General features: G+C 70.9%; 14 protein-coding genes. All 14 read left to right on the top strand.

The window, feature by feature from the left end; translation table 11 throughout:
• Window positions 1–311 precede the first annotated feature (311 nt).
• The 14 genes from ACZ7L6_RS42695 to ACZ7L6_RS42630 all read left to right on the top strand — a co-directional run bounded on the left by ACZ7L6_RS42695 (window position 312) and on the right by ACZ7L6_RS42630 (window position 13,382).
• Window positions 312–1,601 (top strand): GAF domain-containing protein, encoded by a 1,290-nt coding sequence (locus ACZ7L6_RS42695; protein ID WP_471933813.1) that lies wholly within the window; start codon window positions 312–314, stop codon window positions 1,599–1,601.
• A gap of 266 nt (window positions 1,602–1,867) precedes the next feature.
• Complete coding sequence (locus ACZ7L6_RS42690; RefSeq protein WP_471933811.1) at window positions 1,868–3,157, top strand: hypothetical protein; 1,290 nt, start codon at window positions 1,868–1,870, stop codon at window positions 3,155–3,157.
• Window positions 3,158–3,207: 50 nt separating this feature from the next.
• Complete coding sequence (locus ACZ7L6_RS42685) at window positions 3,208–3,780, top strand: GNAT family N-acetyltransferase (protein WP_471933809.1); 573 nt, start codon at window positions 3,208–3,210, stop codon at window positions 3,778–3,780.
• 126 nt (window positions 3,781–3,906) lie between these two features.
• Window positions 3,907–3,990 carry a putative leader peptide gene (locus ACZ7L6_RS42680; protein ID WP_310591794.1) on the top strand — a complete coding sequence of 28 codons (84 nt, stop codon included), beginning with the start codon at window positions 3,907–3,909 and terminating at the stop codon, window positions 3,988–3,990.
• A gap of 127 nt (window positions 3,991–4,117) precedes the next feature.
• Window positions 4,118–5,815 carry a nitrite/sulfite reductase gene (locus ACZ7L6_RS42675; protein WP_471933807.1) on the top strand — a complete coding sequence of 566 codons (1,698 nt, stop codon included), beginning with the start codon at window positions 4,118–4,120 and terminating at the stop codon, window positions 5,813–5,815.
• A complete protein-coding gene (locus ACZ7L6_RS42670) occupies window positions 5,812–6,000 on the top strand; it encodes a hypothetical protein (protein ID WP_471933805.1) in 189 nt (62 codons plus the stop codon). The genes ACZ7L6_RS42675 and ACZ7L6_RS42670 overlap by 4 nt, the downstream gene beginning before the upstream one ends.
• On the top strand, window positions 5,997–6,707 hold the full coding sequence (locus tag ACZ7L6_RS42665) for a phosphoadenylyl-sulfate reductase (RefSeq protein WP_471933803.1): 711 nt from the start codon (window positions 5,997–5,999) through the stop codon (window positions 6,705–6,707). Before ACZ7L6_RS42670 ends, ACZ7L6_RS42665 begins: the two co-directional genes overlap by 4 nt.
• Window positions 6,704–7,345, top strand: a complete 642-nt coding sequence (cysC, locus tag ACZ7L6_RS42660; RefSeq protein WP_471933801.1) for an adenylyl-sulfate kinase — start codon at window positions 6,704–6,706, stop codon at window positions 7,343–7,345. Before ACZ7L6_RS42665 ends, cysC begins: the two co-directional genes overlap by 4 nt.
• Window positions 7,342–8,280: a sulfate adenylyltransferase subunit CysD gene (gene cysD, locus ACZ7L6_RS42655; RefSeq protein WP_471933799.1), complete on the top strand. Its 939-nt coding sequence runs from the start codon at window positions 7,342–7,344 to the stop codon at window positions 8,278–8,280. Before cysC ends, cysD begins: the two co-directional genes overlap by 4 nt.
• A gap of 2 nt (window positions 8,281–8,282) precedes the next feature.
• Window positions 8,283–9,617 carry a sulfate adenylyltransferase subunit 1 gene (locus tag ACZ7L6_RS42650; protein ID WP_471933797.1) on the top strand — a complete coding sequence of 445 codons (1,335 nt, stop codon included), beginning with the start codon at window positions 8,283–8,285 and terminating at the stop codon, window positions 9,615–9,617.
• A gap of 208 nt (window positions 9,618–9,825) precedes the next feature.
• Window positions 9,826–10,926: an aliphatic sulfonate ABC transporter substrate-binding protein gene (locus tag ACZ7L6_RS42645; protein WP_471933795.1), complete on the top strand. Its 1,101-nt coding sequence runs from the start codon at window positions 9,826–9,828 to the stop codon at window positions 10,924–10,926.
• A 37-nt stretch (window positions 10,927–10,963) separates the two neighbouring features.
• Window positions 10,964–11,752 (top strand): ABC transporter ATP-binding protein, encoded by a 789-nt coding sequence (locus tag ACZ7L6_RS42640; RefSeq protein WP_471933793.1) that lies wholly within the window; start codon window positions 10,964–10,966, stop codon window positions 11,750–11,752.
• Window positions 11,739–12,635 (top strand): ABC transporter permease, encoded by an 897-nt coding sequence (locus tag ACZ7L6_RS42635; protein ID WP_471933791.1) that lies wholly within the window; start codon window positions 11,739–11,741, stop codon window positions 12,633–12,635. Before ACZ7L6_RS42640 ends, ACZ7L6_RS42635 begins: the two co-directional genes overlap by 14 nt.
• Before the next feature lie 6 nt (window positions 12,636–12,641).
• Window positions 12,642–13,382, top strand: a complete 741-nt coding sequence (locus ACZ7L6_RS42630; protein ID WP_471933789.1) for a sirohydrochlorin chelatase — start codon at window positions 12,642–12,644, stop codon at window positions 13,380–13,382.
• Window positions 13,383–13,595: the final 213 nt, after the last annotated feature.

The following is a 13,595-nucleotide window of genomic DNA, read 5'->3' as shown; positions in this document are numbered from 1 at the left end:
GACAAGCCACAACGAACCCGCAGCCGCCCACGGCGATCACGCGGCACCCCCTACTGCGCAACGCTGCCGAACCGCCGGAGGTAGGGGGTGGTGCTGCGCCGACACGGCACCACCCCCACTGGCCCGTTCGAGGCCACGAACGCCGCTCGGGACGGCGTTGCTCAAGTTTCAACCAGCCCAGAGCGGTTCACCAGGGTTGCAAGGGGTTGCAACTTGTGGCCGTCTGTGGGCGGACTGGGCCCCTCCGCCCGAGCTGGGCGGCACTATGAGACACACAGTCAGGATGAGACTCCTTCTCCCCGGAGGGACCCTTGGCGCTCTCGCCGACGGACGTGACGCAGCTGGCCGCAGTGGACTCGGCGCGGGCGGCGCGCGTACTCAGCGACGTCCGCGCCGCCAAGCTCTCCGGACAGCGCGCGCCCGTCGCGCCGCGGCCGGTGATCGAACAGTCCTGGGAACGCATGCTGCGCAGCGGAGTCGATCCGGACCACGACGTCCGGTCCGGGCTGCTCTCCCGCGAGGAGGTGCAGCGGCGCCGGGAGTCCACCGCGCTCAGACATGTGCTGCCGGTGCTGCGCGAGGGGCTGCTGTCGGTCGCGGACGTCGCCCACCACATCATGGTGGTCGCCGACGACGAGGGCCGGGTGCTGTGGCGGGAGGGCAACTCCGCCGTGCTGCGCAAGGCCGACGGCCTCGGCTTCGAACTCGGCGCCGACTGGCGGGAGAGCGTCGTCGGCACGAACGGCGTCGGCACCCCGGCGGTGGTGCGCAGGCCCGTGCAGGTCTTCGCCTCCGAGCACTTCCAGCGCTCGCAGACCTCCTGGACCTGCACCGGCGCCCCCATCACGGATCCGCGGGACGGCCGGCTGATCGGCGTGGTCGACGTCAGCGGGCCGCTGGAGACCATGCACCCGGCCACGCTCGCCTGGGTCGACTCGGTGGCCAAGCTCGCCGAGGCCCGGCTGCGCGAACTGCATCTGACCTCGCTGGAGCGGCTGCGCGCGGTGGCGGCGCCGGTGCTGGCCCGGCTGCCCGGGCGGGCCCTGGTGGTGGACCGGGACGGCTGGACCGCCGCGGTGACCGGGATGCCGTACCCGAACCGGATCGCGCTGCCCAAGTCCCTGGCGCCGGGCCGCCGGTGGCTGCCGCCGCTCGGCCCGTGCTCGGTGGAGCCGCTGGCCGGCGGCTGGCTGCTGCGGCCCGCCGACGAGCCGGTGCCGGCCGGGGCGACGCGGATCGTGCTGGATCTGACACAGCCGCGCCGCTGGTCGGTGACGGTGTCCGGCGGCGCGGGCTCCTGGAGCCATGAACTGAGCCCTCGGCACGCCGAGTTGCTCTACCTCCTGGCCCTGCACCGCACCGGACGCAGTGCGGCGGGGCTGGCCGAGGACATGTTCGGCGACGCGGGCCGTACGGTGACGGTGCGGGCCGAGATGTCCCGGGTACGGCGCTATCTCGGCGCGTTCCTGGAGCACCGGCCGTACCGGTTCCGCGAGGACGCGGAGGTCGATGTGCTGCTGCCGTCCGACCCACGCGAGCTGCTGCCGCAGTCGACGGCGCCTGGTGTGGTGCGGGGGCGTTTGTCTGCCGAGGTGCCTTGAGGCTGGGGCAAATCGCCTATGCGCCGTTGAAGGGGAACGCCGTCGGGCGGCTGCGGGTCCCATGTGGCTGGTCGCGCAGTTCCCCGCGCCCCTAAGGGGGCGCTGCACCTGACCGGCGTTTGAAGGAACCGTCTTCCGCATATTTGCGGGGTCTTCGTCCGCAAGGCCGCCTGCCTGCCGTAGCATCCCTCTACGGGCCACCCCACCTGCTCCTTTGGTCAACGCTCAGACCAATGGCGGCAGTTGGCTCGCCTCGGGAGGTTGTGATGAAGCACCGCGGCAGACACCGTCGACGTAAGCAGGGCCGTGCGGCACGCGCGTTCCTGGCCGGAACCGCCCTCGCGCTCACCGCCGCCGCCACGATGATCAGCGCCTCGCAGGCCACGGTCGGTGACAACCCCGGGGCGCTGGAGCCTCTCACCAGGGCCGCCGAGATCCGGGCGCTCGGACTCGAGGAGCAGATGGTCCCGCAGGCCACGCTCGACGAACTCGCCTCCGGGATGGGCAAGCCGGTCGGTGTCCGTGCCGTCCTCGAGAGCGCCGACCGCGGCCTGCGCGCCGCGTCCGGCTGTACGGCCGACGAGCGCACGGCGCTGCCGGTCGCGCCGACCGCCACGCGCGCGTACTGCTGGGACGCCGCCGACACCCGGGGCTGGCGGGCGGGCGCGGTCACCACGTCGGGGGACGCCGACGACGACGGCTGGTGGAACGACAACCGGGTGCTGCTGTCCGGCTGGAGCCAGGGCAGCGCCGAGCGGGGCCTCGCCCGGGTCGCCTTCGTCGACGCGAACGACCTGAACCACCTCCGGTACGCCTCCGCCCTCCTCGTCGTCCCGGTGGACGGCGGACGTGACTACCGCGCCCTGCCGTCCCGCCTCTCCGGGATGGTCTGGTACCAGGACAAACTGCTGGTGACCGCCGCCGACGGGCTGTACGTGTACGACATGAACCGCGTCCAGCGCACCTCGGTCGACAGCCCCGCGGTCGGCCGCGTCGCGGGCGGCTGGTCGGCGCACGGCCAGCGCTTCGTCCTGCCGGCCGTCGCCTCGTACCGCCTGACCGGCCAGGCCGCCGCTCCGCACCTCGGCACCGTCTCCCTCGACCGCAGCACGGCGCCCGACAGCCTGGTCGCGGGCGAGTGGACACCGGCGGACAGCGACGGGCACGCCCGCCTGTGGCGCTACGACTTCAGCAAGGACCCGGCCCGCCCCGGCCTCCTGGCCACCGACGCCACCGGATCCGTACCGGCGATCGAGGCGTACGAGACGGAGGCGTCCGGCATCCAGGGCCTCCTGTCGCACCGGGCGGCCGGGACGGACCGCGCCGACTGGTACCTGGCCCGCACCCCGGGCAGCACCGACCGGCAGGGCAGCCTGTGGCGCCAGGACCCCGAGGGCGCCGAGGCGACCCGCTGCGGCTCGGAGAACGCCCCGCGCTGCTGGGGCGTCCAGGCGGGCCCCCTGTCGTACTGGGAGGCGACCGGCGAGGTCTGGTCCCAGTCGGGCCGGACGCTGTTCGCACTACCGCTGACGTCGATCGACCGGGCGCTGGGGTAACGCCGGACACCGATCGACAGATCGGCCACCCGGATGATTCCCTGACCGACATGCCCAACATCGCCGTGACCACCTGGTCCCTGGAACAGACCGCACCCACCGACCTCCTCCCGGCCCAAGCCCCGCAGGGTGACGTACGGGTCGTCCGGGCCGAGGTGCCCTCGCCCGAGTTCAGCCGGTTCCTGTACGCCTCCGTCGGCGGGGACATCCAGTGGACCGACCGGCTCGGCTGGACGTACGCGCGGTGGCAGGAGCATCTGGAGCGGCCCGGGGTGGAGACGTGGGTCGCCTACGACCGGGGAACGCCGGCCGGATACGTGGAGCTGGAGCCGCAGGACGACGGGGTCGTGGAGATCGTCTACTTCGGCCTGATTCCGGCCTTCCGCGGCCGGCGGATCGGCGGGCATCTGTTGTCGTACGGCGTCGCCCGCGCCTGGGACCTCACGGACCGCTGGCCGGGGCTGGCGCAGACGAAGCGGGTGTGGCTGCATACGTGCAGCAAGGACGGGGAGCACGCCATGGACAACTATCTGCGGCGGGGCTTCAGGCTCTTCGACACCAAGGTCGAGGAGGAGACCGAGGCGGCCACGCCCGGTCCGTGGCCGGGGGCTTACCCTGGCTGACCAGGGCAGAAACGGCCGATTCGGGCCATGTGACCGACGACACCCTTGTCTCGAACTCCGGGACAAGGGTGTCCGCATGATGGACAAAGCTGGACTGTGTCCAGATCGCCATGACACGCTTCCGTCATGTCTGGAACTGGAATTGCCTTGGTGAGTCGGCGGCACGTCGACCTCGGCCGCATGTCCAGCGCCATCTGTCCGGCGCGCTGAGTGCATCCCCTCTGCGCCCGACACTCCCCTTTTATCTGATCCCGCGCAATGACGCGCATGTCTGCCCATGCGCCCGTACACGCAGGTCAGAGCCGCATTCCCGCCTGTCCCGAAGGACGTAACAACCATGGCCGCCACCCCGCAGAAGCCTGCCGCCGCGACTCCCCGCCGCAAGGTGAGCCGTCACCGCGGCGAGGGCCAGTGGGCCGCGGGGCACCACACCCCGCTCAACGGCAACGAGCAGTTCAAGAAGGACGATGACGGTCTCAATGTGCGGACACGCATTGAGACGATCTACTCCAAGCGCGGGTTCGACTCCATCGACCCCAATGACCTGCGCGGCCGTATGCGCTGGTGGGGCCTGTACACCCAGCGCAAGCCCGGGATCGACGGCGGCAAGACCGCGATCCTGGAGCCGGAGGAGCTGGACGACAAGTACTTCATGCTGCGGGTGCGGATCGACGGCGGTCGCCTCACCACCCAGCAGCTGCGGGTGATCGGTGAGATCTCGCAGGAGTTCGCGCGCGGCAGCGCGGACGTCACCGACCGGCAGAACATCCAGCTGCACTGGATCCGCATCGAGGACGTGCCGGAGATCTGGAACCGGCTCGAGGCCGTCGGGCTGTCCACGACCGAGGCCTGCGGCGACTGCCCGCGTGTGGTCATCGGCTCGCCGGTCGCCGGGATCGCCGAGGACGAGATCATCGACGGCACGTGGGCGATCGACGAGATCCACGAGCGCTACATCGGCAGCAAGGAGTTCTCCAACCTGCCGCGCAAGTTCAAGACGGCGATCTCCGGCTCCCCGCTCCTCGACGTCGTGCACGAGATCAACGACATCGCCTTCGTCGGCGTCGAGCACCCCGAGCACGGCCCCGGCTTCGACCTGTGGGTCGGCGGCGGGCTGTCCACCAACCCGAAGCTCGGCGTCCGGCTCGGCGCCTGGGTGCCGCTGGCGGAGGTCCCGGAGGTGTGGGCCGGCGTGGTCGGCATCTTCCGTGACTGGGGTTACCGGCGGCTGCGTACGCGCGCCCGTCTGAAGTTCCTCGTCGCCGACTGGGGCCCGGAGAAGTTCCGCCAGGTCCTGGAGGACGACTACCTGAAGCGCAAGCTGGTCGACGGCCCCGCGCCCGCCGAGCCCGCGGGCCGCTGGCGCGACCACGTCGGTGTGCACCGGCAGAAGGACGGCCGTTTCTACGTCGGCTTCGCCCCGCGCGTCGGCCGCGTCGACGGCGCCACCCTGACGAAGATCGCCGAGGTGGCCGAGGCACACGGCTCGGGCCGGGTCCGGACCACCGTCGAGCAGAAGATGATCATCCTCGATGTCGAGGAGGCGCAGGTCGAGCCCCTGGTCGAGGCCCTGGAGGCACTCGACCTCACGGCCAAGCCCTCCCCCTTCCGGCGCGGCACCATGGCGTGCACCGGCATCGAGTACTGCAAGCTCGCCATCGTCGAGACCAAGGCGCGCGGCTCCTCCCTGATCGACGAGCTGGAGCGCCGTATCCCGGACTTCGACGAGCCGATCACCATCAACCTCAACGGCTGCCCGAACGCCTGCGCCCGTATCCAGGTGGCGGACATCGGTCTCAAGGGGCAGCTGGTCCTGAACGACCAGGGTGAGCAGGTCGAGGGCTACCAGGTGCACCTCGGCGGTGCGCTGGGCCTGGAGGCCGGGTTCGGTCGCAAGGTGCGTGGTCTGAAGGTCACCTCCGAGCAACTGCCCGACTACGTCGAGCGGGTGCTGAAGCGGTTCCAGGCGGAGCGCGAGGACGGCGAGCGGTTCGCCACGTGGGCCGCGCGTGCCTCCGAGGAGGCCCTCTCATGAGCGAGCGGGCCGCCCCCTTCTACTGCCCCTACTGCGGCGACGAGGACCTACGGCCGAGCGAAGCCCCGGAGGGCGGTCACGGCGCGTGGGAATGCGCGGCGTGCAACCGGGCCTTTCAGCTGAAGTTCCTCGGGCTGCTCGCCCGGGGCCTTCGGCGCAGCGACGCAGGGGGTAACGAGATATGACGACGGCACAGGAAGAGCGCACGACGGCCGATCTCAAGGCGCTCGCCGAGCAGGCGGGCCGTGACCTGGAGGACGCATCCGCGCTGGAGATCCTCCAGTGGGCGGCGGACACCTTCGGCAAGCGCTTCTGCGTGACGTCCTCCATGGAGGACGCGGTGGTCGCCCACCTCGCCTCCCGTGCGATGCCCGGTGTGGACGTCGTGTTCCTCGACACCGGCTACCACTTCGAGGAGACCATCGGCACCCGCGACGCGGTCGAGGCCGTGATGGACGTCAACGTCATCACGCTCACCCCGCTGCAGACGGTCGCCGAGCAGGATGCGCAGTACGGCCCCAAGCTGCACGACCGCGACCCCGACCTGTGCTGCAGGCTGCGCAAGGTCGAGCCGCTGGAGCGCGGGCTCAAGGGCTATGTGGCCTGGGCGACGGGTCTGCGCCGCGACGAGTCCCCGACCCGGGCGAACACCCCGGTCGTCGGCTGGGACGAGAAGCGGCAGAAGGTGAAGATCTCCCCGATCGCCCGCTGGACCCAGGACGACGTGGACGCGTACGTCGCCGAGCACGGCGTCCTGACCAACCCGCTCCTGATGGACGGCTACGCGTCCGTCGGCTGCGCCCCCTGCACCCGCCGTGTCCTGGAGGGCGAGGACGCGCGCGCCGGCCGCTGGGCGGGACGCGGCAAGACCGAGTGCGGGCTGCACGGATGACCGCGCACGCCTTCGAGGCGAACACCGGACTTCACACGGCGTCCACAGCTCCCGCTGCTACTGCTGTGACGGAAGCGACCACTGCGACCCAGGAGAACCACGTGACGAGCGGAGCCACCGTCTGGCTCACGGGTCTGCCGAGCGCCGGCAAGACCACCATCGCCTACGAGCTGGCCGGCCGGCTGCGCGAGGAGGGCCACCGCGTCGAGGTGCTCGACGGCGACGAGATCCGCGAGTTCATCTCGGCGGGCCTCGGCTTCAGCCGCGAGGACCGGCACACCAACGTGCAGCGCATCGGCTTCGTCGCCGAACTGCTCGCCCGCAACGGCGTGCTCGCCCTCGTCCCCGTCATCGCGCCGTACACGGACAGCCGCGACGCGGTGCGCAAGCGGCACCAGCAGCACGGCACGCCGTACGTGGAGATCCATGTGGCGACGCCCGTCGACGTGTGCTCCGTACGCGATGTGAAGGGTCTGTACGCCAAGCAGGCCGCGGGCGAGCTCAAGGGGCTCACCGGGGTCGACGACCCGTACGAGGAGCCCGAGTCGCCCGATCTGCGCATCGAGTCCCAGAACCAGACCGTGCAGGAGTCCGCGGCGTCCGTGTACGCCCTGCTCAGCGAAAGGGGTTTGGCATGACGACCACCGTCGCCACGGTGGAGGAGGGTACGGACTCCCCGTACGCCCTCTCGCACCTGGACGCGCTCGAGTCCGAGGCGGTGCACATCTTCCGCGAGGTCGCGGGCGAGTTCGAGCGGCCGGTGATCCTGTTCTCCGGCGGCAAGGACTCCATCGTCATGCTGCACCTGGCGCTGAAGGCGTTCGCTCCCGCGGCGATCCCCTTCTCGCTGCTGCACGTCGACACCGGGCACAACTTCCCCGAGGTCATCGAGTACCGCGACCGCGTGGTGGCCCGGCACGGCCTGCGGCTGCATGTCGCGTCGGTGCAGGACTACATCGACCGCGGGGTGCTCAAGGAGCGCCCGGACGGCACCCGCAACCCGCTGCAGACGCTGCCGCTGACCGAGAAGATCCAGAGCGAGAAGTTCGACGCGGTCTTCGGCGGCGGACGGCGCGACGAGGAGAAGGCCCGGGCCAAGGAGCGTGTGTTCTCGCTGCGCGACGAGTTCTCGCAGTGGGACCCGCGCCGGCAGCGGCCCGAGCTGTGGAACCTGTACAACGGCCGCCACGCGCCCGGCGAGCACGTCCGGGTCTTCCCGCTGTCCAACTGGACCGAGCTGGACGTGTGGCAGTACATCGCCCGCGAGGGCATCGAGCTGCCGGAGATCTACTTCGCGCACGAGCGTGAGGTCTTCAAGCGCGCCGGCATGTGGCTGACCGCCGGCGAGTGGGGCGGGCCGAAGGACGGCGAGACCGTCGAGAAGCGGCTCGTGCGCTACCGGACCGTGGGCGACATGTCCTGCACCGGTGCCGTCGACTCGGACGCGGTGACGCTGGAGCAGGTCATCACCGAGATCGCCGCGTCCCGGCTCACCGAGCGCGGCGCCACCCGCGCCGACGACAAGCTCTCCGAGGCCGCGATGGAAGACCGTAAGCGCGAGGGGTACTTCTAAGCATGAGCACGACGACGACCGAGGAGCTCTCGGCCACCACCCTGCTGCGGTTCGCCACCGCCGGCTCCGTCGACGACGGCAAGTCCACCCTGGTCGGCCGGCTGCTGCACGACTCCAAGTCGATCCTCACCGACCAGCTGGAGGCCGTCGAGCGCGCCTCGGCCAGCCGCGGCCAGGACGCCCCGGACCTCGCGCTGCTGACGGACGGTCTGCGCGCCGAGCGGGAGCAGGGCATCACGATCGACGTGGCGTACCGTTACTTCGCCACGCCCCGGCGCCGGTTCATCCTCGCCGACACCCCCGGCCATGTGCAGTACACCCGCAACATGGTCACGGGCGCTTCGACGGCCGAGCTGACGGTGATCCTGGTCGACGCCCGCAACGGCGTCGTCGAGCAGACCCGCCGGCACGCGGCCATCGCGGCCCTGCTGCGGGTCCCGCACGTGGTGCTGGCCGTGAACAAGATGGACCTGGTCGACTACCAGGAGTCCGTGTTCGCCGCCATCGCCGAGGAGTTCACGGCCTACGCGCTCGAGCTGGGTGTCCCGGAGATCACCGCGATCCCGATCTCGGCACTGGCCGGCGACAACGTGGTGGACCCGTCCGCGAACATGGACTGGTACGGCGGGCCGACCTTCCTGGAGCACCTGGAGACGGTCCCGGTCACCCACGACCTGAGCCACTGCCACGCGCGCCTGCCCGTGCAGTACGTGATCCGGCCGCAGACCGCCGAGCACCCGGACTACCGGGGTTACGCCGGTCAGATCGCCGCCGGTTCCTTCCGCGTCGGCGAGTCGGTGACCGTGCTGCCGTCGGGCCGTACGTCGAAGATCTCCGGCATCGACCTGCTGGGCGAGCCGGTCGACATCGCCTGGACCACCCAGTCGGTGACCGTCCTGCTGGAGGACGACATCGACATCTCGCGCGGCGACCTGATCGTGCCGACCAAGGACGCGCCCGCGACCACGCAGGACATCGAGGCGACCGTGTGCCATGTCGCCGACGCCCCGCTGACCGTCGGCCATCGCGTACTGCTCAAGCACGGCACGCGCACGGTCAAGGCGATCGTCAAGGACATCCCGTCCCGGCTCACGCTCGACGACCTGTCCCTGCACCCGCACCCGGGACAGCTCGTCGCCAACGACATCGGCCGGGTGAAGATCCGCACCGCCGAGCCGCTGCCGGTCGACTCCTACGCCGACTCCCGCCGCACCGGCTCGTTCATCCTGATCGACCCGAACGACGGCACCACGCTCACCGCGGGCATGGTCGGCGAGTCGTTCGCCTCGCCGGAGCCGGTCAAGGACGAGGCCGAGGACGACGGGTGGGACTTCTGACATGACGTCCCACGACTACTTCTCCACGTTCGCGAAGGAGGGCGGCCGCGTCGGCAGCGGCGCCCTCGGGAGCGGGCAGGGCGGAGTGCCGCGATGTGTGCGCTGACCCGCGCGCACCGCATGCGCGCCGCTCCGCACCGACCTGCCGACTCCCCGGCCACGACCTGACACGGGCGTGAGAGCCGGGCCACCGAGAGGAACACCTCCCGTGCCTGCCACCCCCGCCGTGCGACGGCTCCTCGCCGCCGCGGTCTCGCTCCCGCTGCTCGCCCTCGCGGCGTGCGGCTACGGCTCCCAGGCCAAGGAGAACACCGAGCAGGCCATCGCCGGGGCACCCAAGGTCGACGGGCTGGACTCGGTGAAGATCGGCTACTTCGGGAACCTCACCCACGCCACGGCGCTGGTCGGCCGGCACGAGGGGCTGTTCCAGGAGGAGCTGGGCGGCACGACGGCGCAGTACGCGACGTTCAACGCCGGTCCCTCGGAGATCGAGGCGCTGAACTCCGGTTCCATCGACATCGGCTGGATCGGGCCCTCGCCCGCCATCAACGGCTACATCAAGTCGAACGGGAAGAACCTGCGCATCATCTCCGGTTCGGCGTCGGGCGGGGTGAAGCTCGTCGTCAACCCGGCGAAGATCAAGTCCCTTAAGGACGTCAAGGGCAAGAAGATCGCCACGCCGCAGCTCGGCAACACGCAGGACGTGGCGTTCCTCAACTGGATCTCGGAGCAGGGCTGGAACGTCGACGCGGAGAGCGGCAAGGGTGACGTGTCCGTGGTCCGTACCGACAACAAGATCACGCCGGACGCCTACAGGTCCGGCTCGATCGACGGTGCCTGGGTGCCGGAGCCGACCGCGTCCAAGCTGGTCGCCGAGGGCGGCAAGGTGCTCTTGGACGAGGCCGACCTGTGGCCCGACAAGAAGTTCGTGATCACGAACGTCATCGTGTCGCAGAGCTTCCTGAAGGACCACCCGAAGGCCGTGGAGGCCGTGCTCCGCGCCTCGGTGAAGACCAACAAGTGGATCGCCGGGCACCCGGAGCAGGCGAAGGCCGCGGCCAACGCGCAGCTGAAGGCCGACACGGGCAAGCCGCTGCCGGCCGATGTCATCGATCCGGCGTGGCAGTCGATCCAGGTCACCGACGACCCGCTGGCGGCCACGCTCAGCACCGAGGCGGAGCACGCGGTCAAGGCCGGTCTGCTGCAGAAGCCGGACCTGACCGGCATCTACGACCTGGCACCGCTGAACAAGGTCCTCAAGGCCGAGGGCGAACCCGAGGTCGACGACGCCGGTCTCGGCGCGAAGTAAGGCACCGATTCCGATGAGTTCCCAGGAGGTGACGACCATGGCAACCGCCCTCGCCAAGGCTGCCGACACGGATGCGTCCGTGGAGCACGCCGCGCGCATCGAGCATGTCTCGAAGTCCTTCGCCGGCCCCACCGGGCAGCAGCTCGTCCTCGACGACATCACGCTCGATGTCGCGCCCGGCGAGTTCGTCACCCTCCTCGGGGCGTCCGGCTGCGGCAAGTCGACCCTGCTGAACCTGGTGGCCGGTCTCGACCGGCCCAGCGCGGGCAGCATCACCACCGACGGCCGACCGGCGCTGATGTTCCAGGAGCACGCCCTCTTCCCGTGGCTGACCGCGGGCAAGAACATCGAACTCGCCCTCAAGCTCAGGGGCGTACCCAAGGCCGAGCGGCGCGGCCGGGCCGAGCAGCTGCTGGAACTCGTCCGGCTGAAGGGCGCGTACGGCAAGCGGGTGCACGAGCTGTCCGGCGGTATGCGCCAGCGCGTCGCCATGGCGCGGGCTCTCGCCCAGGACAGCAAGCTGCTGCTGATGGACGAGCCGTTCGCCGCGCTGGACGCGATCACGCGGGACGTGCTGCACGACGAGCTGACCCGTATCTGGCGGGAGACGCAGCTGTCCGTCCTGTTCGTCACGCACAACGTGCGTGAGGCGGTGCGGCTCGCGCAGCGCGTCGTGCTGCTGTCCTCCCGTCCGGGCCGGGTCGCGCGCGAGTGGACGGTCGGCATCCCGCAGCCGCGCCGCATCGAGGACGCCGCGGTGGCGGAGCTGTCCCGGGAGATCACCGAAGAACTGCGTGGGGAGATCCGCCGTCATGGCCAGCACTGAGACGAACGCCGCCCCGAAGGACGGCAACGATCTCGCCGGGCTCGAAGCGGGTCTGGACGCACTGGAGACGGTGCAGACGAGCCGTACGCCGTTCCGGCGGACCCTGACCCAGAAGATCCTGCCGCCGGTCGTCGCCATCGCCCTGGTGCTGGCCGTCTGGCAGTTCCTGGTGTCGTCCGGGGTCGCCGACGACCCGACCAAGCTGCCCGCGCCGGGCGACGTGTGGGGCGAGCTGCGCGCGTCGTGGCTCCAGGGCACGCTCCACGAGTACGTCTGGACGTCCGTCTCGCGCGGTCTGCTCGGCTTCCTGTTCGCGCTTGCCATCGGTACGCCGCTGGGGCTGCTGGTGGCGCGCGTCCGGTTCGTGCGGGCGGCCATCGGGCCGATCCTGTCCGGTCTGCAGTCGCTGCCGTCCGTCGCGTGGGTGCCGCCGGCCGTGATCTGGCTGGGCCTGAACGACCGGATGATGTTCGCGGTGATCCTGCTCGGGGCGGTGCCCTCGATCGCCAACGGTCTGGTGTCGGGCGTGGACCAGGTTCCGCCGCTGTTCCTGCGGGCGGGCCGCACGCTGGGTGCGACCGGGCTGAAGGGCACCTGGCACATCGTGATGCCGGCCGCGCTGCCCGGCTATCTGGCCGGTCTGAAGCAGGGCTGGGCGTTCTCCTGGCGGTCGCTGATGGCCGCGGAGATCATCGCCTCCTCCCCCGACCTGGGCGTGGGCCTCGGCCAGCTCCTCGAGAACGGCCGCAACACCAGTTCCATGTCCATGGTCTTCTTCGCCATCCTGCTCATCCTGATCGTCGGCATCGCCATCGACCTGCTGATCTTCAGCCCGCTGGAGCGGTGGGTGCTGCGCAGCCGCGGTCTGCTGGCAAGGAGCTGAAGCCCTGTGTCCACGAAGCCGGTTCTTCTCGTCATCGCCCACGGCAGCCGCGACCCGCGGCATGCCGCGACGGTGCACGCCCTGGTACGCCGGGTGCGCTCCCTGCGCCCGGACGTGCGGGTGGAGACCGGCTTCCTGGACTTCAACATCCCCTCGGTGCAGGGGGTGCTGGAGTCACTGGCGGCGGAGGGGGTCCGGGACGTCGTCGCTCTCCCCCTGCTGCTGACGCGCGCGTTCCACGCGAAGGCCGACATCCCGGCGGTCCTGCGAGCGGCACCGCCGCAGCTGCGCATCCGGCAGGCGGAGGTGCTGGGCCCGTCACCGCTGCTGCTGTCGGCGTTGGAGCGGCGGCTGTACGAGGCGGGGTTGACGCCCGCCGACAAGTCCTCGACCGGGGTCGTACTGGCCTCGGCGGGGTCCACCGACCCGGAGGCGATCGCAGTGATCGCAGAAATCGCGCGGGAGTGGCGGCACACCGGTTGGTGCGCCGTGCGACCTGCGTTCGCCTCCGCATCCCTTCCCCGCACCGAGGACGCGGTACGTTCGCTCCGCGAACTCGGCTGCGAGCGGGTGGCTGTGGCGCCGTACGTCCTGGCGCCCGGCTTCCTGCCGGACCGCATCGCGCGGGGCGCGGCCGAGGCGGATGTGCTGGCGGATGTGCTGGGGGCGGCGCCTGAGGTGGCGCGCGTGTTGCTGGAGCGGTACGACTCGGCGGGGGTGCCGGTGTTGGCGGCGGTCGGGGCGTGATGCCTCCGGCGGTTGGGCCGGGGTGCCTGCGGCGGCCTGTGCGGGATGGGTGGGGGTGCGCGTTGATGCCTGCGGCGCCTGTGCGGCCTCGGTGGGGGTGCGCGTAGCGCCTGCGGTGGGTTTGTGGGTCGGGGCCGTGCCGGGGGGTGTCCGTCCTCGGACCGGCGGCCGGGGTCGGGCAGGGAGGTGCCGTTTCTTGACGCCGGCCACTGC

The organism is Streptomyces sp. NPDC107522 (assembly GCF_055657525.1).
This window is presented reverse-complemented; position numbering and strand designations above follow the sequence as displayed.